Origin of the sequence: Neobacillus sedimentimangrovi (genome assembly GCF_010614825.1) — a bacterium.
Taxonomy (GTDB): domain Bacteria; phylum Bacillota; class Bacilli; order Bacillales; family Cytobacillaceae; genus Neobacillus; species Neobacillus thermocopriae.
The window spans coordinates 40,839-67,081 of record NZ_JAAFZF010000003.1 but is presented as its reverse complement, the minus strand read 5'-3'; the positions used below and the strand labels follow the sequence as shown (position 1 = coordinate 67,081).

Here is a 26,243-nt window from a genome sequence, read left to right as displayed (position 1 = left end):
ACGGAACCCTTCTTGGCGTTTTCTGCACGACCACAGAGGCTTGTTACCCGTTCATGTATCCAAATGTGTAACACAACCTTAATCAACAATGAGGCCTTAGATAAACCGACTTTCGAATAATTTTATTACTCATAATGGTTCTCATCCTGAAGAGGCATTCTGTTTTTTGCCCATAAAGATCGAATCGTAAATCCCACAATAAGTCCCGGAATGACACAAAGCATAGGTAACCACACTGGCCCCAATAGTACTCCAAAAAGGTGGAATTTGGAAGAATATATGCAGCCAACCGTGACAAAGTAAGCAGAAAATACGAACGGAAGAAAGAGCGATCGATCAACATTCTCACTAGCATCTTGAAATGCATCCCACATTGCAAAGAAATACAAACATGGATAAAACATTAACCATTGATAGTTCGCAGTTTGTATCGCTTTTTCAATCTTACCTTGAAAACTTAGTATAATAATTTCATTAAAATGGGCTTGAACATTCACGATAAATTCTAGAAATATGAGAATAATCCCTTTTACCAATTTTCCATTTAATAGTTGACCAAATCCAGGAAAGGCAATACTCCAAAACAATACCTCTTTATGCTTGGCCACACAATTCTTGCCCTTTTCTAATTTGAAATTTGTTTTTAACGTTTATCCTAATCCACTTGTACTTCATCTTTCGCTGCCCTTCCTCAACATTAAATTTCAACTTATTTTTAAAGAAATTTCGATAGATCCATTGGGAAATCTTAAAATCGAAATGATAATATATGATTCATACTATCATCAGCCCCTCTCGCTCTTTTATAAAATAATATCTCCAATCGTAAAAGAAATATCAGTAAGAGAATTGATTTTAGGAAAAATTTTCTAACTTAAAGGGGTTGTTCGTTATGTTGATAAATGAGCAGATAGGAAAAAGCCATCTAAATCAGATGGCTTTTTCCCTTTTTCTTATTTTACTCTCGCAAACCCAAATCCTGAAGCATAGTCGTCTCCGGTCGTAGCCCCAATTCCGCCTTTAATATCATACAATTTCGCTCTTCTTTGTAATTCTGCACGCAGTTGAGTATGAGTCCACGTTGGATTAGATGACCATATTTTTGCTGCTAAACCTGATACGTGAGGGGTAGCCATGGAAGTACCACTAATGGTGTTGTAGTTTCCATCATACCAGGTAGATAAAATATCTCTGCCCGGAGCTGAAATTTCAATATCACGCTCTTGAATCACGTAATCACCGTCTGTAGCAGAAGAACCACGGGACGAGAAGTCAGCTACACGATAAGTACCATTTTGCTGAACATTTTCCAAAGCAGCAACAGCAATGGCATTTGGCAATGCTCCTGGATAATTAATCGTATTGACACCAGGCCCACTGTTACCTGCGGCAGCCACAACGAGTACTCCTTTGCTGTAAGCATAATCTACCGCACTGGAGATCAAGCTATCTTTGGCACTGGATCCTAATGACATAGAAATAATCACCTTAGAGCCTGTCCGAACGGCTTCATCAGCTGCATGACGAATGGCTCCAGCAATATCATCAGAATATCCTGATCCATTGTCATTTAAAACTTTGTATGCCCAAAGTTTCGCTTCGGGTGCTACCCCATAGACTCCTAATCCATCTGAGGCACCATGGGCGAGAACTGTTCCTGCCACATGTGTCCCATGTCCATTTCGATCTGTACACGAATTATTGACAATGGATGTGGCTTGGGTAAAGTCCTTACATTGTTCAGCACTTCCCACTAAATCATAATGATTAATATAAACACCTGTATCTAATACAGCTACTTTGATTCCTTTCCCACCAGATGTACTTGTAATCGACGGATCATTATAAATCGCTTCAATTCCCCAAGGTGTGCGGTCACTCGGAAGAGAAGTGATAGCTGTCGCACCTGATTTTCCTTTAGTTGAATCCTGAACTCGTTCTAACTTTACTTCATGAACTTTCTCAATTTGTAAATTTTTATTTTTCAATAATGCCTGGTATTGTTTCGCATTCACTTCAACTGTAAAGCCATCTGTTCCAAAATCCCAGCGGGCTTTATAGTTTTTCTTGGCACTTGCCATTTCTGATTTCGGACCTTTAATACTCACACGAATTTTCTGATTAGGATCTGGTTCTTGACCGAAAGCCCCTGTGGAAAATGTGGTGACTCCCATTGTCAAAGCAAGTAAAGCAGCTCCTAACATTTTTCTCTTTTTTAAACCTTTTCTCAACCCTTTTCTCCTCCTACCTTTGTAATAAATGCAATTGGCCATATTGCAATTTTCAGTTTATTTTTAATATTACAATTAATCAATATTTTATCTCTTTCGGGTGGTTGGGAAAATTTTTGAAAACCCTTTTATTAGAAAAGTGGAAGCCCCCTGGGCAGCGGCGTATGGCTTGGAGGTCTCCAACTGAGATATTAGGAAACACGAAGAGCGAAAGCAATTCGATGTTGACTTATCGTAGGGCGGAGACCGAAAGACACTAGACGCTAGGGGGCTGGAGCTAGACAGTTATCGAAATCAAAATGATTTTTCTTATCTTCTAAGAAAAGCGGAAGCCCCCTGGGCAGCGGCGTATGACCTCCTCCCAAAAGTGATCGCTTTCGGTCGTGCGATGTTTAAGCTGACGAAGCCTTCCTTATGGAAGCTCTCCTACTTAGATATAGGAACAGGAAAAGACGTGCTCCTTCTCAAGATGGCGATGTTCTTTTTAACCTTTCTTCCTCCATTTGTGAAGACAGGGAATAAAAAAATTGTAAGATATCAAAGTTTGTTGCATGATGCACCATTATACTGTATGATACATAGTATAAACCATATAGTGTATGACACATAGTATGTGGAGTGAGGTGAGGTAAATGAGCACGCTGCTGCATTCGTTGACAACTGAACTGCGCAGAGGGACTTTAACGCTAGCAGTGCTAAGCCAGCTTCGGACACCGCAATATGGGTATTCACTGGTTCAATTATTAGAGAACTCCGGCATCAATATTGATCAGAGCACCTTATATCCATTACTGCGGCGGCTAGAAAAACAAGAACTTGTGACAAGCAGTTGGGATCATACAGAGAGCCGGCCGCGAAAGTATTACGTTTTAAGCGAACAGGGTCTAAAAATATTTCTTCAACTGAGAGAGGAATGGATCAAGAATTCCAAACAGCTTTATGGGCTGTTAAAAGGAGATGAGGAAGATGAATTTAATTGACATATATATACAGGAAGTGACCCGTAGACTTCCTGAAAAAAGCCGAGCGGACATTGCCCTCGAGCCTGAAGTCTACCATCGAGGATATGCTTCCGGATGATTACAATGAGGAAGATATTAAAGAGGCTCTCAGCAAATTGGGCAACCCTGCAGCCCTGGCGGCCGGTTATCGGGATCAGCCGATGCATCTTATCGGGCCACGCTATTTTGATGTATATATATCTCTTTTAAAGATGATACTGCCGATTGCTGCTGCGGTTTCACTGATATCACTTGCAGCCGAATTTATTTTTAATTTCAACCGGGACGAAGCGATCATCAATATGATTCTCGAATTGGTGATGCTTTTTAACCATCCATGAAAACCGCACAAAAGGTCATAAAAGCCATTCGTGAGCTTACCATTAAAAACGTTGATTATGACGACTTCTGGAGTATGTAATTATACCCTTGCATAACGCAAATGCTTATTTTATTTGATTCTTCCTAATATACTTCTCCTAGTGTCTGAAGAGCACGTTCCATCTTGTATAAGATACGTAAATCCAAGTAACTTATATTCTTCGTTGGTATCAATGCTTTGATGCGATTTATCTCCTCTTCTGTAAACTGAACGGTGTATCGTACTTCGAGCTTTAATTGGTGGTCATCGAACATATTTTTAAACCTTTCCTTTCCGGAATTTCAAACTTTTTACAAGGTAAAAATGAATATTCGAATACTTTTCAGATAAAAAAATTCCCCAAAAAAATAGAACGGTTGATAACACGCAGGAATCGACGTGCATATTTGAATGCACACGTCAGGGAGATCCGTTCGAAGGATTTATTCATAGATGCTTCAAATTCAAGAATGGAAATAGTTTGTCCTAACTACAAAGACATTGAACAAAGCCCGACTATATATACCATAAAGTTCCATGCAATCTGTTAATAAAAATTAATAAAGTTATTAATAATTTTGAGGGTATTTTTCTGCGATACGAGGCTAAAAGAAAAACAAAAATTTGTCGTTTCCACATAAATAAATTTATTCCAAATCTATCAATTTATGGTAAAATAATGAAAGAAAGGAGCGGCTTTATGAAAAAAATTAAAAATCTATTTTTTTTACTTTTTGCTTTTGTTGTTGCTTTTAATTTGTTGAATTTGAATGCTTTTGCGTCATCTAAAGATAACACAGAATTACCGTATACTACTTTATCAGATAAGGATTCTAAAAAGATTATTAACAGGGCTAAATCTTTAGAGTTATTCAAAAAGGCAAAAAAGATCGTTAAGTCCGAGGGCTATGAATTAAACGGAAAACGAATCGCAGTTCATTTAAATGAGGCTGATACCAACGTTGCCTACTTTTACCTGGAAGAGCGAAACAAAAAAAATAAAAATAAAGATGAATTAAATCCTTTTATCGCAATAGCGGATGGAGGAGAAAGTTTTATTCAACTGGCTAAATACGAAAAAAATGGGATTTTGCATTCAAAACTCTATAAAAATAATACACTATTTAATGAAACCTATATTAATAAAGATGGATTATTCCAAAAAGGTTCTTATGTTTTTATTGAAGAATATACATATGATTTAACTGAAATGAATAATAAAATTTTGGAAGAGGATAATGATGTTAATAAAGATAATATGGTAACTGCTTCTTTCTCTTGGAGCACATTCTGGAGTTGTATTAAAAAACAAGGGAAAGATTCAGCACCTTTAAGAACTATGGTAATGTCAGCATGTTATTATGTATGCTTAACTGGACCGCCAAGTTGTATTACTTGTACAGCTATTAATGCTGGATTAACATTAGGTCAAGCTGGATATTGCGTAAAAAAAGCTTGGTAATTATGAAAAGAAAAGAGGGGTTAGATGGTTAAAGATGAGGAGCGATCTCATTCAAAAAATGTAGTTTTAGCCGTGTTTGATACGGTCACACTAGGAATTCCAGTTTATATTGCAAACTTAATAAAGCAACCCAAAAAGACATTAAAAATATCTTTAATTGTAATTCCCATTGTCGCGATTATAGCTTGGTTTCTTTCATCATTGAACTAATTTGTAAAGCCCTTAGTTTTGAGGGCTTTTTTTGTGTGTTTGATTTTCTTGTTTTTCAGTAGTTTTTCGTTGAACTTCATAACGAAATTCTAGCCTTATCCCGATGATCTGAAAAACATCACCTATATACCGATGAAAAGAGCCATTAGCAAGTTTGAGGTATTCGGCAGCTTAATGTGGACGGCCATTTGGGCAACCCTCTACTTTTATGCTGACCGACTAATTGGAATTTATCGTGGCGGAGGAGAAGGGTTGGAGTTTAAAATTCCCACATTTAATCAGGATGTTCTGCTGGAATACTGGCCAGTCGTTGTGGTTATCATTGTGCTTGAAGTAGCATTGGCATTTTACAAATTAATAATTGGTCAATGGACAAAAAGAATGGCAATCTTCAACACCGTACTGGAACTGTTTTCCACTATCGTTTTTATCTTCACTATTAAATCCGAATTTGCTGCAGCAGGAATTTGTAAGATTTATGACTGACTTATTTTCCATTTCAGCCGAACAATTTACAAACTGGCTACTTGGCGGCATCATCATTGTATTTGTTTTTTATGCAGGAATGAGCATATATGATGGGATACGGAAGTCCAGAATACAATAAAAGATTTCTCTAAACAAAAAATGCCTGTTCTTAAAAAATTAGAGAACAGGTATTTTTTTAGTTCGGCAATTAGAAAGATGAAAACTGCGAACTAAAAATACGGGCTTTATTGAATTTGCTGCCACCAATAACATCAGAAACTAGTATCACTCTCACTGCTCGATTTCTCCATAAAATAAGTTATCAGCTGCTCTATAGATATGAACTTCACTTTCTCAGCACGGTATTCACTGCATACAGCGCATTGATATTGCGGATCCATATCGATATTCTGAATGAGGACAGGTGCTTTTTTTCCGTTTTGATAAACGATCCCATCATAGTCAATATCAACGGTTTTTAGATCTGTCGCTAATCCCGTTCCTAACCACTTCACATAACTTTCTTTTGCCGTCCACAAATAATAGAAATGTTTCATGCTATCAACCTCGAAGAGCTTCTTTTCTCTTTCGGTCCATACACTTTGAAATAAGGAAAAATCACGGTACTGTTTCAGTTCCAAATCGATTCCTACTGGACGGTCACTTATTGCACCTATTACATACTGCCCCGCATGTGAAAGATTAAAATGCAGGTTCTGATTAACTAATTCATATTTCCCAAATTGGTTTACTTGATATGTTAATTCTGCAGGGTCGCATTGCAATTGTTTTGCTAATTGCATATGAATTAACAAATTACCTATCATGCTACGCAAACGGTCCTCATATTGGCGAAAACGCTGAACATGATGCTGGCGTTCTTTTGGTAGGTTGAGGAGAAGCTGGTGAAACAGCTCCTTCTCTATCTCTTTTAGGCGACAAACGAATAGTTGGATCATGATGCTTTATGCTCCCTTAATGAAAATGCATCTGATTGTACAAATAACGTAAAGGCAAAACCGGCCTGCAAAAGTCCGACTATACCAAATAAGGTTATTTGATAAGCTAAAGTGTTTCAACTGCTTGTATGCCATCAGTAAAATGGCTGCAACAATGGCAATACCTGAAGCAGCAAAGCCACAGATACGATCATGATGAAGTTTTATCAAGATGTGACCTTCTCCATTGCATTACGTAAACTTTTTGGACGCATGTCCCGCCAGTTTTCTTCAATGAATTGCACGCATTCCATTTTCACCTCTGGCCCATAAACCTTCTTCCATCCGGCTGGAATGTCAATTGCTGCAGGCCATAGCGAATATTGCCTCTCTCCATTTACCAGTACAATATAGCTTCCCTGTTCGTTTTCAAATGGGTTATACATATTGTTCTTTCCCTTCCTTTACAGTTAGTGCTTCTTTTACAATCTTTCCTATTTCTGCTAGCGGAGTTGGCTGGCACATATCCTCATGCCGGCATGCAATGTCATAGCTCATTATATGACCGGTAATAAAGGGTGCCCAATTTTGTGCATCTACCTCAGGGAACCATTCTGGAACAATGGTCGATTTGAAAAATAATGCATCCCCCTGATAGCAGCCTGCTTCATGCTCTTTTAATAACCGAATCGAATTTTTAAATACTTCTTTTAAACTCATTATCGTATCTTCTGAAAGTGATGCGAGTGCGCTACCATCTGCCTGAAGCTTCCTAATCACAAATTCCTGTGTTAGCTCTGCATCTATTTTCGGCTCGAATCCTCCCAGTGCTAATAGTGCAACGAGTGCTTCCTGCTCCTCATTCAACCCAAATGGAGGGGCTAAGTGCATTGGATAAGCATCTAAAATAATGAGCTGTTCTACCTCATGGCCCATTTGCTGCAGTTGAACAGCCATCTCCTGTACAACATTTCCGCCAAACGACCATCCTAATAAACGATATGGTCCTTCAGGCTGTATCTTCTGGACGGCCTGAATATATCCAGCCGCCATTTCAGCCAGTGTTTTCGGCAGCTCTTCTTTCTTGCCTATTCCTTTCGCCTGAACACCATATATAGCGATATTTGAAGGCAATGTTTTCATTAGACCCGCATAGCACCAGCTTAATCCGCCTGCTGGATGGATACAGAATAATGGGTCATCCCCTTTTCGCAAAGGCAATATGACATCAAGAGCATTCGGTTCATCATCATCATTTAATTTCTCTGCTAGTCTCGCAACGGTAGGCGCCTCGAATAAATGGCCGATATTTAGTTCTTTTCCAAACGCCTCTTTAATACGTCCCATTAGCTGAACGGCTAGTAACGAATGACCACCTAGTTCAAAGAATCGATCTTCAATCCCCACCTGCGGCACATGCAATACCTCTTTAAAAATCTCACAGAGCAGCTCTTCCTGTGGATTTCGAGGCAGAGTCCATTCTTTTAAACTATGGTCCGGTATAGGCAATGCCTGTTTATCTAACTTGCCGTTAGTAGTCAGCGGGATCTCCTCAATGATCGTAAATGTGGAAGGAATCATATAATCTGGTAAATCTTTTGCAGCAAATTGGCGTAGAGCCGCAGTATCTATGACCTGATCTTCTTCGTTCACGATATAAGCTGCTAATCTAACATCTCCCGGCACATCTTCCCTAACAATTACCGCAACCTGTGCTATTTGCGGATGGTTGAGCAGGACATTTTCAATTTCACCTAATTCAATACGGAATCCTCGAATTTTAACCTGATGGTCAATGCGCCCTATATAATCGAGTTCCCCATTTTTTGTCCAGCGGGCTAAATCTCCCGTGCGGTACATTCGACTCCCAGGTTTTCCGTACGGGTTGGCAATAAAGCGCTCTGCTGTTAACGCTTTACGATCAAAATATCCCTGTGCCAATCCTTCACCTGCTACGTACATTTCACCAATTACATTTGGTGGTACAGGCTGTAGCTTTGAATCCAGCACGTACACATCTAAATCAGGGATGGGGACACCTACTAAGCTGTTCACATTTCTTTTTACCAGTTCTTTCGTTAATTTCACATAACTGACATGAACGGTTGTTTCAGTAATTCCATACATATTAATCAGTTCAGGCTTATCATCGGCATGTCTTGAATACCAGTCTTGTACTCTATTAAAATCCAAGGACTCTCCACCGAACACAATATAGCGAAGAGTTAACTGACTGCTAATATCAGGATGATCCCTGTCTGCCTGCATGAGCTGATAAAATGCCGATGGTGTTTGGTTTAACACGGTTACCTTCTCCATAGCTAATAAATGTAAGAATGCTTCTGGTGATCGACTCACTTCATACGGTACAACGACAAGTCTTCCTCCATATAATAATGCTCCCCATATTTCCCACACCGAGAAATCAAATGCATACGAATGGAATAAAGTCCATACATCCTGTTCATTAAACTCAAACCATGACTCTGTCGCATGCAATAAGCGAATGACATTCTGGTGAGGGATCACAACCCCTTTCGGACGACCAGTAGAACCCGAAGTATAGATAATATAAGCAGGATGAAGGCTTTGTAATGGGGTGTTTCTTTCTTCCTGTTTTATATCGGAATCATCAAGATGCCCTATCTGCTCAAAGTCTATATAAATACATTCCATTTCATCCATCTCAATAGGCAGTTCCATATCCTTTGCCGTCACAAAAATAGATGGTTTCACATCATTTAGAATGTACTCAATACGGTCCTTCGGATAGGCTGGATCGATTGGAACATAAGCTGCTCCTGTCTTGAGCACAGCCAAAATACCAACAAGCATATCAAGAGAACGTGGCAATAGCAGTGGAACAAAGGATTCTGTCCCGATTCCCTTCTTGATGAGGTACCGTGCAAAACGGTTTGCTTTTTGATTTAATTGTTCATAGGTTAAGTGCTGGCCATTATATGTAACGGCAATGCGAGCTGGATGGGCAGCTACCTGCTGCTCAAAATGTTTCACAATTGTCGATGGTTCTGTTTCAATCATTCCTGAATTCCAAGCGTTAATTGTCTGATGCCGCTCTTCATCTGTTATAATGCATAAGTCCTCAATAGTCGGATTTTTGTGCAACTGCGAAAGCACCATCTGATAACGGTGCATCAACATCTCAACCGTATCGAAATCATAGAGATCTGTTCTGAACTCAACAATGGTTTCAATCCCATTTGCTGTTTCATCCTTGTACAATTCACGCATTTCGATACTTAAATCAAACTTTGATAGCCCGACTGTATGCAGCTCAAATTCGGCTGGATTGTCATCAATATTTAATGAAGGCATTGGTGTGTTTTGCAGTGCAAACATAATTTGGAATAATGGATGGCGTGAAGCCACACGCTCCGGATTAATTTGTTCTACCAAGCGATCAAATGGCACGTGCTGATGCTCCCAAGCTTCAATACAGGTCGAACGTACACGTTCGATTAGCTGATCAAATCTTGGATTGCTGCTAGTATCTACACGCATGACAAGAGTGTTAATAAACATACCAATTAAATTCAATGTCTCTTTGTCTTCCCGTCCTGCAACCGGGCTACCAACCACAATATCTTCTCCGGCACCAAGCTTTGTCGCCATTGCACTAAATGCCCCTAGCAAGATCATATACAGGGTGGCATTTAAATCTTTAGCCAATTGCAGCAGCTGCTGATGCAGCTCTGATGGAATAACAAATTTATAGGTTTCCCCTTTTGTCTTTGTACTAGGATTCCGTTTTCGGTCCCGCATCAGTTCGATTTCATCCGGTATTCCTTCCAGCCGCTTTTTCCAGTAGGCTAATTCACGCTCCTGCAAGGAAATGCCATTGACTTTACGTTCAAGTAATTGCTGCTGCCACAGAACAAAGTCTGCATACTGAATAGGCAATGGAGTCAAGGAACCATCGTATGCCGCCTGAATATCTTGCATAAGTGTGGCTAGGGACCAACCATCTGCGCTAATATGGTGTAGTACAAACACGGCAATTCTTTCATTAATAATTGTTACTTTAAACCCTGCTTCATGCTGTAAATCAAAAGCATAACGGACTGCATGTTCAATCGCGCTTGCCTCGTCTTTTTCCACCACTTTCCATACATCAAATGGAACCAGTTCTTCGATAACCAGCTGATATGGAACACCATCTGAAGCTGGATATTTCGTACGTAAAATATCATGGCGGTTCGCTACTGCCTGCACAGCCTGTCGGAATTTGTCTACACAGATTTTTCGCTTAAATGTCACAACAAGCGGAATATTATATGTCGCACTTGGACCTTCCAGCTGATGCAAGAACCATAGACTTCTCTGATTGAAGGACAATGGAAGGCGTTTCGGACGCTTCAACTTTTGGATCTTTACAGGTGTGTCCACAGCACGATGTTGATCCAGCTTCCGAGCCAATGATTCAGGCGTAGGATTCTCAAATATCGATGAGATGGTTATATTCGCGTCCAGCTGTTGTCGTATTTTTAATAATAATTGTGTCGCTAATATAGAGTGTCCGCCCAAATGAAAGAAATCTTCATCTACCCCAACATGTTCAAGAGACAGCACTTCTTCAAATAAGCTGCAAAGAGTTTTTTCCAAATCCGATTTCGGTTCCTTTTTTTGTTGAGTGGACATATTCGGCCTTGGTAATCGCTTCCGGTCAATTTTTCCGTTGTTTGTTAACGGCATGGCATCAAGCGACACAATAAAAGAAGGAACCATATATTCTGGCAATTTCTGTTTTAAGGTTTTTGTTAACTCATTAGGATCAATGCTACCTACTATATAAGCGACAAGGCGCTTGTCACCCGGAACATCTTCACGAACAGTTACTACTGCCTGGTCAACCCCTTGATGCTTTGCCATTTTTGCTTCAATTTCTCCCAATTCTATGCGAAAACCCCGAATTTTGGTCTGCGAGTCGCTACGGCTGATATATTGCAGTGTTCCATCCTTTTTCCATTTCACTAAATCACCTGTACGATACATTCGGGTGCCAGGCGGACCAAACGGATTTGCAACAAAACGCTCTGCCGTCAAGACTGGCCGATTATGATAGCCTCGGGCTATTCCGTCTCCAGCAATGTACAGCTCACCGATTACATCTGGCGGCACCGGCTGCAACATGGAATCTAATACATAAACTTGTGTATTGTGAATAGGTTTCCCTAAATCTGGAATATCCCGATTTTCAGCTGGCACCTGCCTAGTTGTTGACCAAATCGTCGTTTCAGTAGGCCCGTACATATTATGAATGACCGCACCAGCAGATCCTAACTCATTGGCAAGGTGAATGGATAGCGCTTCCCCTCCGACCAATGCACGCAGCCCAGTTAAAGCATTCGGTGAATATTTCACAAGATACTGCCATACGATTGGTGTAGCCTGCATGATTGTAATGTTTTCCTGTTTAATGATGCGTCCCAGCTCATGTGGATCTTGAACTTCATGCTTCGCCGCAAGTACAACACATGCCCCGTTTAGTAATGGCAAATAAATTTCAAGCGCGGATATATCAAAGGAAATGGTTGTTACAGCAAGCAGTTTTTCCTTTTCATCCAGTTGAAAAGTCTGCTGCATCGATTTTAAGAAATTCATTAAACTTGCCATCTCAATCACAACGCCTTTAGGCTGCCCAGTTGAACCTGATGTGTAAATCATATAGGCTGCCTGGCGGGGTGAATGACTAGACTCAAATTCTAATAGAGTTCTTTCCTGCTTTAGATGTTGGACATTTATCGTCGTTACTTCTGCAGTAAAAGGCAGTTCCTCGAAATTCACAAGAACAATGGCCGGCTGTGAATCTTCAATCATATAATTCAAACGGTCTTTTGGATATTCTGGATCAAGCGGTACATAGGCAGCGCCAGCCTTTAACACACCAAGCATGGAAGCAACCATTTCTATGGAACGATCCATGCAAATACCGACAAACTGTTCACTGCCAATCCCTTTATTTTTCAATACAGCAGCAATTTTATTTACTTCCATCATTAATTGACGATACGTCATCGATTGATCATTCATCTGAATAGCAATCGCATCTGGTGTACGTAATGCCTGTGCTTCAAACGCCCGGGATAATGACTCATATTCATCTTCTATATGAGTTTGATTCCAATCCAACAATACTTGTTTGCGCTCATCCTCACTTAAATAATCCACAGTGAATATAGGAAGATGCTGATTCATCAATAGCTGTGTGAAAAATCGCATAAAACGCTCGGCATGCTCTTTCACCTTTGATTCACTGTAGCGATTTCGATTGGCTGCCACATCTAGTTGCATTCCCTCTGCTGTTTTATAAATATTGAAGGAAATATCTTCAACGGCCCCTGTAGAGAGTTTTTTCATTTGCCCAATCGCCGATCCAAACCTTAAATCTTCATAAAACGGCATAAAATTGACTTGCGGGCCGAAAAGAAGGTCTTCAGGATTAAGCTGCAAATCCCTACGTATCTGCTCATGACGGTAATGTTGATGCTTAGCTACCTGTGTCATTTTCTGTTTGGTCTGTAATACGATATGCTCAAACGACTGTTCAACAGTAAAGTCCATCCGTAATGGAACCGTATTTACTTTTGTACAAGGAACATTAACCGCCATACTGCCGAGACGCCCCATCATCGGTATTCCCAGTACGACACTCCCTACATTTGTTAACCGTTTTGTATAGGCTGCAACGGCAGCAGTTATAACGTGCTGGACATTTACCTTTAATTGTTTGGCCATTTCCTGCACTTTTGCCCAACACTCGTGTTTAAACATACTTTCATGCAAAAGAGTTTCACCGATATCCGTATTAGCACTTTCTGACAAACTAGCAATCTCAGTACCGGCCAGTTCTTCACACCAAAACTCATGATCTCTCTTATATTCTTCTGACTGTTTATATTGCCACTCTTCTTCGATCACGTTCTCATAGTTTCCAAATTCCTTCGTATATTCTTGACCATTCAAATAAGCGTCATATCGCTCGACTATTTGCTGAAAAATGAAACGAAAGCTATAGGCATCGCTCACCAGATGATGAATACGCAAATACAAATAGTGCAGCTGGCTATTTTCTGTAAAAACAATGGCGCGTACAAGTGGGTCCTTGGTCAGATCGATCATCGTTGCAATATCTTCATGCATGATGCGATTCGCTTTCTCAAAGTTTGCATTCTGATGTTCGCAAGAAAAGGATACGTTTTCTTCCAAGCGATGCCAAACCTGTCCGTCTTGTTCAAAACACTTAATATGTAATGCTTTTGCTGAAGTTATTGTATCGTTTACTGCCATTAATAGGATGCTCACATCGAGATCACCTTGTAATTGCACATATTCCGCTGTATTATACAGTGGGCTTGCTGTCATGTGATGTGCGTACCAAATTCCCAATGCTGCATCTGGTAATGGATAACTTTTTGCAGCCATTTCTTTTCCTCCTTATACAGCCGAATGTGTCTGAATCTTTTCAAGCCAGCCTTCAACCGTTGGCTGTTCCAAAAAATCTAGGAAATTAACAGAAATGCCTTGTTTACGCAGTTCTTCTACAATGGACATGATCATCATGGAATTCAAGCCGGCATAGAGTAAATTTTCGTCGTCCGCAATGGTATCCATCTCATCCTCTATATAGGATGCTATTAGTTCCCGCAGTTGTTTTCTTGTCATGTAAAATCCTCCATTCTTCGATTAGTTCCGTTCTATCTGGCCAGCTGTGGCCCTTTTTCTATCCATTCGCGCAAGTCTTTTTTCGAAACCTTCCCTAGGTGTGTCATTGGGAAATGATCGACTGCTACAAACTCATCCGGAATTTTATAAGCTGCGAGCCCACGTTCGGCTAAAAACTTTTTTAATTCTCGCGGCGATACTGCACTGCGAAAAATAACAAAAGCACAGCTTTTTTCGCCCATATAAGGATCGGTCTTTGCCACAATGGCCACATCATGAATAGCAGGATGTGCGAGGAGATGATTTTCGACTTCTTCTGCTGCAATTTTTTCGCCGCCACGGTTAATTTGATCCTTGGCCCTCCCTTCAACAGTTAGGTAGCCCTGTTCATTGACACTCACTATATCTCCAGTCCGGTAAAAACCATCTTTTGTAAATGCTTTGGCATTATGTTCTGGAGCCTTGTAATAACCTTGGATGGTATAAGGCCCCCGTGTTAATAAATGTCCTGCCACCCCAACTGGCAGCTCGTTATCTTCATCATCTACAATTTTTATTTCATCAAATGGCGACATAGGTTTTCCTTGTGTATGAAGAACGATTTCCTCCGGATCATCCAAACGTGTGTAACAGACTAAGCCTTCTGCCATCCCAAAGACTTGCTGCAATTTACATCCGAAAATTGGTTTAATTCTTTTGGCAGCTTCAGCACTGAATTTTGCTCCGCCGACTAAAATGACTTCCAAGCTTGATAAGTCCTCTGATCTTTGAGGCTTCACATCCAGCCAATGAAGTGCAAGCGGCGGCACAAGTGGCACCATAGTTACCCGGTGCTTCTCTATTAATGGAAAAGCTTCATCTGGACTCGGGGAAAGACTGAGCACGATTTTCCCACCTGCATACAGAGCCCCTAATATTCCAGGTGAACTCATCGGATAATTGTGGGCTACAGGGAGAACCACGAGAAACACGGTTTGATTAGTCACATTACAGCACTCTACACTTAATTTAATTGTGTACATATATTCATCATGTGTTCTCGGTATTAGCTTCGATCTGCCCGTACTTCCACCGGATAATTGTAAAAAAGCGACGTCACTTCCCTGAACTTGTACCTCTCTCATTGGTTCATCACTATAGACCTGCTCAAAAGAATGAAATTCCTCTGCATCTCCAACTACAATGACATGTTCTAATGATGGTGCGCATTCTTTAACTTGTCTTGCTAAGTTCCGATAATCAAATCCGCCAAATTGGTCAGGAATAATATAAGCTTTCGCTTCTGAAAACGTACAAAAATAGCTTATTTCGCTAAAGCGATGGGAAGGCAGAGAAAACACCGGCAATGCCCCCATTTTGAATAAAGCAAATACGGTTTCCACATAGGGAATAATATTCGGAAGCTGCACCACTACTCGGTCTCCCTTATCAATCCCGAGCTTTTGCAATCCTGCAGCAAGCATTGTAGCACGCTCATTTAATTCTCCGTAAGTAATCGAAGAATAAGCATCTATGACGGCAATATCATTGGCATACCGCTTGCTTCGCTCTTCAAGCATTTGTCCAAACGTCAATCCTTCCCAACAGCCTTGCTGCCGGTAAAACTCCGCCCTATCGGCTGGCCAAGGTGTAAATCCTTCAAGCATCTTCATACCTCCAATGTTCTTGTACAGGATAAAAGCTATTTAAATAAACAATAATGAATATCATTCTCATTAAAAGAAGACACAGTGGTAGCTATGCATAAGTAAGTTCATATTGATTTCGTTTAAGGAAATGCTGAATTTCACTGTAAAATTCCTCGAATTCATTCAAGTTCATTTGCTGTTTCGAATCTGATAAAGCGTTTGCCGGATCCGGGTGGACCTCAGCCATAATACCATCTGCACCAATGGCAAGTGCTGCTTTTGCTGCAGGAGCCAATAAATCTTTTCTTCCGGTAGAATGTGTAACATCCACTATTACTGGCAAATGTGTCTCCTGCTTTAAAATTGGAACAGCAGATATATCGAGAGTATTTCTAGTTGCTGTTTCGTAAGTCCGGATTCCTCTTTCACAAAGAATAACCTTTTTATTCCCATGTGAAAGGATATACTCAGCTGCCAACTTAAACTCTTCAATTGTTGCGGACAATCCTCTTTTCAGTAAAATAGGCTTATCGATTCTACCTAATTCATTTAAAAGGGAGAAGTTCTGCATATTTCTGGATCCTACCTGAATGACATCAACAAATGGGATTGCTTCTTCTATTTGATCAGCACTCATAATTTCTGTAACCACTGCCATATTGTGCTCACGGGCCACTCTTGACAGAATTTCCAATCCTTCTACTCCAAGCCCTTGAAAATCATAGGGAGAAGTACGCGGTTTAAAAGCTCCACCTCTTAAAAGCTTTACCCCTTTTTGCTTCAATACTGCTGCTACTTCCCGAACTTGCTGATCACTTTCCACTGCACATGGACCCATAATCAAATGAGGATCGCCATTGCCAATTCGCTCGCCATTTACCGTAACGATTGTATCTTCTTTCTGGTGTTCTCTTGAGTAAAGGAAAGTTTTCTCCTTCTTTTTATCTGAAAGTCCCTTAAAAAGATCTTCAATCGCCTCTATCATTTGTTCATCTTTCTTCTTTTTCGCTAAATGGACCATCCTTGTGAAAAGTGACTCGGATGAAATCCCATCATTTGTTTGCAGCTCTTGAACAAGTTTATGCCTTTTTAACACTAATTGTATAAGCTGTTCTTCAATCTTAGTGATCGCATCTTTTGAGCTGGATAAGTTTTTCATCGCAATGGACTCCTTTTATGAATTAATTACCTGATAGGTAATTGATTTACAGCTTCATTCAATGAATGGAGGGGTATTACTTTTCCGTTAATTAGCTACGCCCTCTTTCCTTTTCAGCTCTTCCACGATCTTGGAGGCTGTGGTGGTCATTCCGCAGCGGGAGGATACATAGTTTAATGACATAGCATGGAATTCGGATGAAAAATCTGCTACTGCATCTGCTACAAAAAATGGCTGTATATCCTGCATAAATGCATCACAAGCTGACAGTAAACATCCGATATGAGCATATACACCACAAATGATAAGCTGATCACGCCCCTGAGACTGAAGGTATTCCAGTAATTCCGTTCGTTTAAATGCGCTGTATCTCCACTTCGTCAGCACCATATCCCCTTCATCTGGTGAAATCTCCTCAATGATGTCCGTGTATTCAGGCTTATCCTCAAGTCCCACTCCCCAAAAATCGGTAAGAAGTGCCCGGTCTTTAGGAGATTGATTTCCTGGCTGAGCAGAATAAACAACTGGGATTCCGCGTTTTTTGCATTCCTCTTTCAGCAGTTTTATATTTTGCTTGAGTTCAATAATAGGAGACTGGTTTTCATCATAAGCATTTAAAAAATACTTTTGCATATCATGGATAAGTAGGACAGCTCGGTTAGGTTCGATTTTCCAGTCTACCTTATTTTCTGGCAAATTCTCTATTCCTGGCATTTTATATGGTGAGATGGAAGGGATACCCATCAAGCTTCACTCCTTTTATTTATGTGTCTTCTATCTTATTTGACATTCTACTTGGGCTCAGGCACGGTCCGCAGATATAGTGCTGGCCTACTAGAATTTCAATATTTTGAGATTCCATTTGATACTATCATTCGTAATCTATAAGTCGTTTAATCCCATTGCATTAAGCATTGTGCGAAGTTTAGCAGAGGTTTCATTCCATTCCTCCTCAGGCTTTGACCCTTCTACAATTCCTGCACCTGCATATAAAGAAACAGTGCTATTTTCAATTTCTGCACAGCGGATGGCAACGATCCACTCCCCATCGCCGCTTTCATCACACCAGCCAACAATACCTGTAAAATAATTACGATCAAAAGGCTCTATTTCATTAATTACCTCATATGCCCTCTTTGTCGGGAATCCGCAAACCGCTGGTGTAGGATGAAGAGCAAGGGCTAAATCTAGTGATGTAAATTGGCTATCTACAAGTTCTCCTTTCATTTCTGTTGAGAGATGCCACATGGTTTCTGTTTTCACAAGAGATGGCTTATCTGGTACAACCAAGTTTTTACATAGTCCCTTGAGTCCTTCGGCCACTGCTTCAACCACCACGGCATGCTCATGTAAATCCTTCTCAGATGCCAATAGTTCCTCCGCTCGCCGCTTATCTTCAACAGGATCTTCACTCCGGGGTCTCGATCCAGCAAGTGGATTGGCCAACACGGTTGTTCCGGACCTTGATACGAGCAGCTCCGGACTTGCCCCAATAAAAGTTCGCTTATGAATTTGATCCGAATCAACAGGTTGACGATTTAATAGATTGACGGCAAATGTATAGCCCCCTGCATTATGCTGTACCAAATTCCGCAAAATATGTTTGTTGTCTATCGGTTCCATTGTTTGACATCTTAATGCTTTTGCCAGAACAAACTTTTCCAGTTCCCCATCTTTAATATAGGTCAGCCCTTTGTTGACACCTTCCATATACTCCTCACGTTCAGGTATAAATTGACATTCATATGTACGAACGGAAACCTTGCAATCTTGTAATTTATCATTTTCTTGAAGAGGTTCAGCAAATTGGATCTTCTCAGGAATGATGAGCTGCGGAGCATTCTTTGGATCAAAAGGAATAGCTCCTACTGCCACAGGTTTTAACATCCCTTCTTCCTTCGCATCTTCCAATGCTTTCTTTACATGGTCCGAAAGATTGCTGTGGTCCACATTCCTTTCATGGAATAATTCCTTAAATACACCTTTAGCTAACATGGTTCTTCTAGGTGAAGACAGGTAAAAGTCTTCCTCTTCATAATCATTAAGCAACTGGTCTTTTTCTTCTGCCATTGTTATAACACCATTCATTTTTCGTCCCTCCTAATGACGCTTTTTTGAATTCTATGAAATGCCTAATGTCGCTCCTCCATCTACACATATGTTTTGCATCGTAATATGTGAAGAATGATCTGAAACTAAAAAAAGTACTGTATTGGCGATTTCTTGAGGTGTAGCTATTTTTTTTAAAGGTATTCCTAAACGATAGGACTCTGGAACTCCCCGAATGAACTCTTCTTCTCCAGAATCATCCTTCCAAAGCATTCGCAGCATGTCCGTGTCCGTTGAACCAGGCGACACGATATTACAGCGAATATTGTATTTGGCAAGCTCAAGCCCCAAACATTTTGTGAACATCGTAGCCGCAGCCTTTGAAGCAGCATAAGCAGAAAGGGATATTCTCGGTGTAAATGCCGCATTGGAACCTACTGTGACGATTGAACCCCTTTCTCTAGGAATCATTCGCCTACTTACAGCACGAGATAAAATAAAAACCCCTGTTGAATTAACGGCGAACGCTTCGTCCCAATCTTCATCCTTAAGACTGTCAACGGTTCCCATTCGCATAACTCCTGCTACGTTGATTAAAGCCTCAATAGGACCGTCATTTTCCTCTATTCTTTTTACGGTCTCTTCCACAGCTGGCCGATCACAAATATCCAGAGGATACGCGGCCACTTGTAAGCCTTCCTTTTTCATATCCGCTTCAAGAGTATTCACCGCATTTTCCTCTTTATCCATTAAGGCAACGAACATACCACTTTTGGCTAGTTCTCTTGCAACGGCCTCTCCTATTCCTCCAGCAGCACCAGTCACAATTGCCACTTTTTTGGATGATAATGTAGACTGCATATTTTCCTTCCTTTCTTGAAGATAAGACAACTGGCAGGTTTCGAACCTATAACAGCAGCTGCCTTAAAAATATGGCTAATGAAGAATAATGATAATCATTCTCAATCAAAAACAGGCTTAATTTCTTTATTTATCCATGAAGTAGATAATCAATAAATTTTATAATTGCCTTAAAGCTTATATAAACGATAATGATTATCACTATCACTTTCCAACACAAATGATAAATGTTCTCAATTAAATAATCAAAGGTTTTTCACTATATTTTCCATTTTTGATAAAATAGTCCTGTTTTAAAAAATCCTCCTTTCTTCCCTGATAAATAAACCAAAAAAAGCGTTAATCTTCATGATTAACGCTATTTCAGTATATTAAAATCTATTTCAGTATATTAAAATCTATTTCAGTGACAGACCAATTTTTTGGCATGCAATAGCTAAAATTACCCATATTTAAAACTGATAAGGCAGAGGGTAGTCCTCATTTCCGGATCTATCCACTCATACTGTTGACATGAAGTACAAGCCTAGTAATTCCTAAAAGCAGGACAACAAGCACAAGGCATGTGCTTAAGGAATCTAACTGAATGTTGATCCATATATTAAAATGACTAATGAACCTAGAATAATCGTCCTTTTAACCCCCTATTCTACGGGCAGTATCGGCCACATTATCCACTTTCTACTCCAGATGCTTCTGGAACACAATCGTATAAAAGTGCGGCATTTGCAGATGATAGGGATGATGAGCCGACCAAGGATCCTAGATTGTGTTACATCAAGGTCGGAGGCGTCCAAAAAATTTTTCTAAAAAAATGTGAAACTTTCTTTGGACAAACCCGTATAACATATATAAAACTAAAAATAGGCAGGAGATTTATATTGAGCACGACCATTTTACAGCTTGGTGCATATGCATTTGAAATTTACTATTGGTTGATTTTAATAGCGATTTTTGGATCGTGGTTCCCACGATTTCAAACCTCAAAAATTGGTTTATGGGTTCACCAATTAGTCGAGCCTTACTTAGGTTTTTTCAGACGTTTCATTCCCCCGCTCGGACCCATTGATTTTTCGCCAATCATTGCCTTATTGGCTTTAAGATATTTAAGCGGATTTGCCCTAGAAGGTTTGCGACAATCCTTGAATTTCTTAGGAATTTAATAGATGAGGGTGTCCCTAAAATTTAACTTTTAGGGACACCCTCTTTTTGTTAGGGAGTTTTTTCTATTGTTATTATTCTATCAAACTTTGACATGTATCAACAATAAGAGTCGAAATAATCTAATACTTATTTAAATAAATCCGTAATTTCAATATTCAAGATCTCAGGTAATAAACATAGATAGCGTAGTGATACATTCTTCTTTCCACGTTCAATTTGACTGATAGTAATTCTATGAATACCTGTAAGTTTTTCCAAACCTTCTTGAGAAAGGTTATATCTGATTCTCCGATAACGAATATTCTCTCCAATTTTTTGTTTATATGTTGTAAAGTTCATTACTATCTCTCCTCTGGACATAAATAAAAATTCCCCCATAACAAAACAAACCTTTTATTCTTATAAGGTCTTTTTTGTTAAGGGGGAATCCCTGTCTTTGATATTGATATTTATTTTAATTAAAAAGATTATAACATGATTTTATTAGCTTGGGTAGAAACATAAGTGGAATAATCTCATTACTCAAATTATATGTACTTTTATTTATCATTAATATTTATGTTAATATTAACATTTTTTTAATGATTCTTGATCCAAACGAATTCCATTGATCGCTTTCAATAAATAGTCGCTGTTCTCGCTCATTTTTGATGAAGGCATAACCGTTCTTTTCCAAAGCTAGGCACCATTTTCGTAAGGTGCTATCACCAATTCCTAAGGTGTGGCTCACTTCTTTTGTGCTGTAAGCTCGTTCTTGCGATTCCATTTATTCAAACTCCTCATGGACAACCATTTTGAGTGGAGATGAGACGAGATGTAGAGCGTTCATTTATCCGTTTTAGAAGCATTCGACAGACAGGAGCGACTTACCTGTTTCATAAGGATGAAAAGGTCCAAGAGGTTTGCATAAAATCCCCCTTTTTTATGCAAGATTCAGCACTCCAGAAAAGGGGAAAACCCTTGATCTATCAACGATGTATAAAATCCTGCATAAACGAGTAAAAACGAAAAACCGCCGATTCCTTGTGGGTCAAGGGATTGGCGGTTTTGTTTACTTCCCATCATTGGCCTTATGTAAACTAAAAATGTATATACTATTCATGAGTTTGAAAAATTTAATAAGGAAGGTAGATCTTTTAAATTAGCGAGTTTATTTACACCATAAAATAAACAAAGGATAAAATTCCAAATTGCACTAATACAACCATTACGGCTATACTAGCCAAGTCTTTATCTGTGTTTTTTGGTAAAATTTTGTATCCTATAAAATTACAAATAAGCATAAAAATAAAAATTACAGAAAAAATCATTAATTTTATCATATTCTCATTCCTTCCTATTAATTTAAAAAATAATTTACCCCACTTCCTAATAAAAAAAACACAGTATATAAACATAGCAGACTATATGTAAATTTCTCATGATTAATAAATTTCTTTGTTAAGAAATATCAAAAGAATAAAATCCGCTATAAAAAGCAGCAGCGCTTGATAAAGCTAATGCAGAAACCAAACCTCATAATAAAATAAATTTTTATATCCCCCCTTTCAAAATATGTAATATTTTGTAATAATTGTTATATTAAACTAATAATATAATTTACTATTACTGGAAATTACAATAACATAAATTGTCTTATTTAGATAATGATTTACGGAGGTATATTTAGTGTCATACATCATAAGAGCTACTGATATTAGCAAAAAATACAATTCCAATTACCATCAAACTGTATTAAAACCAACACAATTTACTATAAAAAAAGGGGCTATTTATGTAATAGAGGGAAAAAGTGGATCGGGAAAATCAACCTTTTTAAGTATTTTAGGAGGGATGGAAAAACCAACACAAGGTAAAGTATTTTATAAAAACTATTCTCTTTATGATTTGGATGATAAGGAACAAGCCAAAATACGAGGAGAAAAGTTTGGGTTTGTTTTTCAATCATTTCAATTAATTCCGGAGTTAACTGTAAAAGAAAATATTGAATTGCCACTACAATTTATTGATCCCCCTAAAAATAAAAAAAGTGTTAAAGAATTAGCTGAAGAATTAGGGATACTATCGCATCTAAACAAAAAACCGACCTTTTTATCTGGAGGGGAGCAACAAAGAGTAGCAATTGCGAGAGCTTTAATTACATCTCCCGAAGTTATATTTGCTGATGAACCCACTGGAAACCTTGATCAATTTACTAGCAAAATAATTGTAGATGTACTTACAAAATTATGTACTCAACAACAGGTATCACTTGTAGTAGTTACCCATGAAAAGAATTTATTTCATCATCCCCACAACTTATACACCATGCAAGATGGTAAACTTAAGGTGGAATTCGAAAATGTTTAAATTAGCACTAAAATTTTTATTTTCCCGAAAAAAATGGCTAATTTTAATGATTGGTTCTTTAGCAATAACTATAGCCTCAGTAACTTCGATTTTTACTGCTTCTGAAGCAATTAAAGAAGCTTTAAAAGTGAAAGCTTTTGATCTATATGGGGAACATACAGGAATTTTAACAGGAATATACGAGACAAAAGAGTCGCTCCAAAAAGAAGCCAATATGGTTGGGGAATACCAATTAATAGATACAATAATTATTGATAAGGATAAACTTGCTACTATTGGTTGGATGGATAATAATGCAATAAAATTAGGCCATATAAAATTACTTGAAGGTAAATTTCCTAAAAATGACAAAGAGGTAGCAATAGAATCTGCCTATTTACAACTAATCGATGATAATTGGAAAATTGGTCAAAAAAGAAAAATACATATAAATGATAAAGAAGTAAATGTTCGTTTAGTTGGGATTATAAAAAATTACTCAGCCCAGTGGTCTGTTCCTATTAATCTAGAAAAGGGGGTAAATGATTTTCCAAATATATTTATTTCCAATAAACTTTCCTATACAGAAAGTAAATCCAAGAACTTTCTTATAAAATTTAACGGTAATAATAAAAAAGCTACGGAAAAAATGGAACACCTTCTAAATAAATTTAATCAAAAAGGAATGATTAATGAAAAATTATTCAATAAAGGTTTAATAGATTATGATACCATTTTTTTCCTATCCATAACTTTTCAATTTTTGACCTTACTTCTATCGCTATTTTGTATAGTTAGCTTATTTTCTTATTTTAATATAGAACAGAATCATAAAATAGCCGTTTTAAAGGCGATAGGCTCCAATAAACTAAAATTATATAAAATATATTTTTACCAGTGTTTGATCATATTTTTATTGAGTTTAATAGTAGCGATTCCATTACAGCTTGTATTACACTTACTTATCATTGACCAATCTTTTAAACAAGGTACTATTAATACCTCCAATATATTTTATCTAATAAGTGTAATAGCTATATGGTTGTTTTTAATATTTATTATCATATTCTTTATCTCCACCCGCTCAGTTAAAAAATCAGACCGTTTTTCAATTAATGAATTACTAAGCAAACAAATGGATCCCAGTTATTTGTATGATATATTTACTAAAAAATTTAATCTCAAGTCGTTTACTAAAAAACAGTTAGCCCGACAGCTTTTTATTTATCCAAAACAGCTAATTTTTACTATATTGATACTATGCTTTACTATTTTATTAATAACTTTTTCGATATTTATTCAAAAAGAAGCTGCTGGTATTTGGGATACAACTCAGGAATATTATTTAACTTCTCAGGAAACGTATGGATATGAAACGATTGACAATTTCAATGTCCTTAAAAATCAAGGCCTAACATTTTCTGTAGAGGACGTTAAGGAAATTGAAAAAATTCCCGGGATTCTTTATATCGATAAAAACCCATTTATGGTTGATGTTCATCCATTAATCCATTCGAACTTAATAACACCTTCTATTCGTAAATGGATAGAAGATTACGGTTCAGTTGATGATCTAAATAACGATAAAGAAATAATTCCTAATGTAAAATATACTATCGTTAATTCGGAAGAATTTAATGAGATTTACTCAGGTAAAGAATATAAAGATTTTGTTGGAAAAATATTGCTATACATCCCAAGCAATAATCGCAGCTCAAATGATAAAGAATTAGTTGGAAAAAAACTAAGCTTAATAAAAAAATATAAAAGTAATAATGGTTTTGAAACTATACAAAAAGATTTTGAGATATTTGATGTTATCAACAAACCATTAGTAAAGAAAATAATTGATCATCATAAGATACAAAACAATGAAATCACTATTGTATTAGATGAACAAACAGCTTTAAAATCAGGACTATTTCCAGGATATAATGAACTTGGAATTTATATCCAAAAAAATTTATCGACCAGAGAATATGAAAACATCGATCATAAGGTAACTGGATTAATAGCAACTATTCCTGGAAGTCTATTTCAGAACATTCCAGAATTCATAAAAGAAGATACAAAAATATACTCACTTACTGGATTCTTAGGAATATTATCATTTATTGTTGCAAGTATTTTAACTGTGATAAGTATCGTAATTATTGTATTTAGTAAATATAACCTTGAAAAAAGAAATTGGGGTATTTACTTATCACTGGGGATGAATAAAAAGCAAATCATAAAGTTTCTTAACTTGGAAATTCAAACTTATCTTTTTATTTCAACTATAATAAGTTCCATTATTTTTATCATTGGTATGATAATCATTAATCATATATATCCTTTTTCGTTTTATTTGAAATATTTTTGTTTGGCCATTTTATCAATATCAATTTTTTTAATAATTGGAAGTGTTGTTTTAGGAAAGATTATTAAAAATCAATCAATCTCTTCTATCTTAAGAATAGTCGAGTAATAATCAATTAGTATGACTGGATTCAAACAATACACTTAAAAAGGTGCATCTCCTGATACGATAAAAGTATCAAATTTTTAGGGAGATGCTTTTCTATATGCCCCATCCATAAAGCAAAGCTTTTCGAAATACTTCACCTTATCAGGTGATTAAAAAACGGTGATTGAAATATAACTCATTTTTCTAATAGCCAGTCTACTAATATTTAAAAATTCATTGTATGATCTTAAAAA

Annotated in this window: 22 protein-coding genes and 2 pseudogenes; 9 read left to right on the top strand and 15 right to left on the bottom strand. The window is 37.9% G+C overall.

What is annotated here, in order from left to right:
• Positions 1-125 precede the first annotated feature (125 nt).
• Positions 126-608 carry a hypothetical protein gene (locus tag GZA11_RS02470; RefSeq protein ID WP_163182770.1) on the bottom strand — a complete coding sequence of 161 codons (483 nt, stop codon included), beginning with the start codon at positions 606-608 and terminating at the stop codon, positions 126-128.
• A 345-nt stretch (positions 609-953) separates the two neighbouring features.
• Positions 954-2,204, bottom strand: a complete 1,251-nt coding sequence (locus GZA11_RS02465; protein ID WP_163182816.1) for a S8 family peptidase — start codon at positions 2,202-2,204, stop codon at positions 954-956.
• Positions 2,205-2,863: 659 nt separating this feature from the next.
• Between GZA11_RS02465 and GZA11_RS02460 the strand changes: the two genes are divergently transcribed.
• Both GZA11_RS02460 and GZA11_RS02455 read left to right on the top strand, forming a co-directional pair.
• On the top strand, positions 2,864-3,211 hold the full coding sequence (locus GZA11_RS02460; protein ID WP_038539291.1) for a PadR family transcriptional regulator: 348 nt from the start codon (positions 2,864-2,866) through the stop codon (positions 3,209-3,211).
• Positions 3,198-3,552 (top strand): annotated as a pseudogene (locus GZA11_RS02455) (HAAS signaling domain-containing protein); the annotation flags it as partial. The gene GZA11_RS02460 and the pseudogene GZA11_RS02455, both read left to right, overlap by 14 nt.
• Before the next feature lie 145 nt (positions 3,553-3,697).
• Here the strand turns inward: GZA11_RS02455 and GZA11_RS16425 are convergent.
• The gene (locus GZA11_RS16425) at positions 3,698-3,868 is read right to left on the bottom strand and encodes a hypothetical protein (protein WP_163250487.1); all 171 of its coding nucleotides are present in this window, start codon (positions 3,866-3,868) and stop codon (positions 3,698-3,700) included.
• A gap of 425 nt (positions 3,869-4,293) precedes the next feature.
• On the opposite strand from GZA11_RS16425, the gene GZA11_RS02450 reads away from it, so the two are divergent.
• The 4 genes from GZA11_RS02450 to GZA11_RS16855 all read left to right on the top strand — a co-directional run bounded on the left by GZA11_RS02450 (position 4,294) and on the right by GZA11_RS16855 (position 5,872).
• Complete coding sequence (locus GZA11_RS02450) at positions 4,294-5,055, top strand: hypothetical protein (RefSeq protein ID WP_163182769.1); 762 nt, start codon at positions 4,294-4,296, stop codon at positions 5,053-5,055.
• Positions 5,056-5,079: 24 nt separating this feature from the next.
• A complete protein-coding gene (locus GZA11_RS02445) occupies positions 5,080-5,265 on the top strand; it encodes a hypothetical protein (protein WP_038539286.1) in 186 nt (61 codons plus the stop codon).
• 174 nt (positions 5,266-5,439) lie between these two features.
• Positions 5,440-5,751, top strand: a complete 312-nt coding sequence (locus GZA11_RS16575) for a hypothetical protein (RefSeq protein WP_235924816.1) — start codon at positions 5,440-5,442, stop codon at positions 5,749-5,751.
• Entirely contained in the window at positions 5,744-5,872 is a 129-nt protein-coding gene (locus GZA11_RS16855; RefSeq protein ID WP_268926746.1) for a hypothetical protein, read from the top strand. The genes GZA11_RS16575 and GZA11_RS16855 overlap by 8 nt, the downstream gene beginning before the upstream one ends.
• Positions 5,873-6,005: 133 nt before the next feature.
• Here GZA11_RS16855 and GZA11_RS02435 read toward each other — a convergent pair whose 3' ends face one another.
• The 10 genes and pseudogenes from GZA11_RS02435 to GZA11_RS02390 form a co-directional block, all read right to left on the bottom strand.
• Positions 6,006-6,692, bottom strand: coding sequence for a 4'-phosphopantetheinyl transferase family protein (locus tag GZA11_RS02435; RefSeq protein ID WP_051968264.1), 687 nt, complete (start codon positions 6,690-6,692; stop codon positions 6,006-6,008).
• 6 nt (positions 6,693-6,698) lie between these two features.
• Positions 6,699-6,902 carry a hypothetical protein gene (locus GZA11_RS02430; RefSeq protein WP_038539283.1) on the bottom strand — a complete coding sequence of 68 codons (204 nt, stop codon included), beginning with the start codon at positions 6,900-6,902 and terminating at the stop codon, positions 6,699-6,701.
• Positions 6,899-7,117 carry an MbtH family protein gene (locus tag GZA11_RS02425; protein WP_038539281.1) on the bottom strand — a complete coding sequence of 73 codons (219 nt, stop codon included), beginning with the start codon at positions 7,115-7,117 and terminating at the stop codon, positions 6,899-6,901. The genes GZA11_RS02430 and GZA11_RS02425 overlap by 4 nt, the downstream gene beginning before the upstream one ends.
• Positions 7,110-14,114 carry an amino acid adenylation domain-containing protein gene (locus GZA11_RS02420; protein WP_163182768.1) on the bottom strand — a complete coding sequence of 2,335 codons (7,005 nt, stop codon included), beginning with the start codon at positions 14,112-14,114 and terminating at the stop codon, positions 7,110-7,112. The genes GZA11_RS02425 and GZA11_RS02420 overlap by 8 nt, the downstream gene beginning before the upstream one ends.
• A 12-nt stretch (positions 14,115-14,126) precedes the next feature.
• Positions 14,127-14,354, bottom strand: coding sequence for a phosphopantetheine-binding protein (locus GZA11_RS02415; protein WP_038539274.1), 228 nt, complete (start codon positions 14,352-14,354; stop codon positions 14,127-14,129).
• A gap of 32 nt (positions 14,355-14,386) precedes the next feature.
• Entirely contained in the window at positions 14,387-16,000 is a 1,614-nt protein-coding gene (locus GZA11_RS02410; protein WP_163182767.1) for a (2,3-dihydroxybenzoyl)adenylate synthase, read from the bottom strand.
• A gap of 91 nt (positions 16,001-16,091) precedes the next feature.
• On the bottom strand, positions 16,092-17,147 hold the full coding sequence (locus GZA11_RS02405; protein WP_407938528.1) for a bifunctional 3-deoxy-7-phosphoheptulonate synthase/chorismate mutase: 1,056 nt from the start codon (positions 17,145-17,147) through the stop codon (positions 16,092-16,094).
• 93 nt (positions 17,148-17,240) lie between these two features.
• A pseudogene (locus GZA11_RS02400) lies at positions 17,241-17,885 on the bottom strand (isochorismatase family protein); the annotation flags it as partial.
• Between the two features lie 138 nt (positions 17,886-18,023).
• Complete coding sequence (gene dhbC / locus GZA11_RS02395) at positions 18,024-19,229, bottom strand: isochorismate synthase DhbC (protein WP_163182764.1); 1,206 nt, start codon at positions 19,227-19,229, stop codon at positions 18,024-18,026.
• A 33-nt stretch (positions 19,230-19,262) separates the two neighbouring features.
• The gene (locus GZA11_RS02390) at positions 19,263-20,051 is read right to left on the bottom strand and encodes a 2,3-dihydro-2,3-dihydroxybenzoate dehydrogenase (protein WP_163182763.1); all 789 of its coding nucleotides are present in this window, start codon (positions 20,049-20,051) and stop codon (positions 19,263-19,265) included.
• Positions 20,052-20,929: 878 nt separating this feature from the next.
• Here GZA11_RS02390 and GZA11_RS02385 point away from each other — a divergent pair.
• Positions 20,930-21,214 (top strand): YggT family protein, encoded by a 285-nt coding sequence (locus tag GZA11_RS02385; protein WP_038539262.1) that lies wholly within the window; start codon positions 20,930-20,932, stop codon positions 21,212-21,214.
• A gap of 127 nt (positions 21,215-21,341) precedes the next feature.
• Here GZA11_RS02385 and GZA11_RS02380 read toward each other — a convergent pair whose 3' ends face one another.
• Both GZA11_RS02380 and GZA11_RS02375 read right to left on the bottom strand, forming a co-directional pair.
• Positions 21,342-21,554: a helix-turn-helix domain-containing protein gene (locus GZA11_RS02380; RefSeq protein WP_163182762.1), complete on the bottom strand. Its 213-nt coding sequence runs from the start codon at positions 21,552-21,554 to the stop codon at positions 21,342-21,344.
• A 217-nt stretch (positions 21,555-21,771) separates the two neighbouring features.
• Positions 21,772-21,981, bottom strand: a complete 210-nt coding sequence (locus GZA11_RS02375; protein WP_038539255.1) for a hypothetical protein — start codon at positions 21,979-21,981, stop codon at positions 21,772-21,774.
• A 902-nt stretch (positions 21,982-22,883) separates the two neighbouring features.
• Here GZA11_RS02375 and GZA11_RS02370 point away from each other — a divergent pair.
• Both GZA11_RS02370 and GZA11_RS02365 read left to right on the top strand, forming a co-directional pair.
• Positions 22,884-23,564, top strand: coding sequence for an ABC transporter ATP-binding protein (locus GZA11_RS02370; protein WP_038539251.1), 681 nt, complete (start codon positions 22,884-22,886; stop codon positions 23,562-23,564).
• Positions 23,557-26,010 carry an FtsX-like permease family protein gene (locus tag GZA11_RS02365; protein WP_163182761.1) on the top strand — a complete coding sequence of 818 codons (2,454 nt, stop codon included), beginning with the start codon at positions 23,557-23,559 and terminating at the stop codon, positions 26,008-26,010. Before GZA11_RS02370 ends, GZA11_RS02365 begins: the two co-directional genes overlap by 8 nt.
• Positions 26,011-26,243 lie beyond the last annotated feature (233 nt).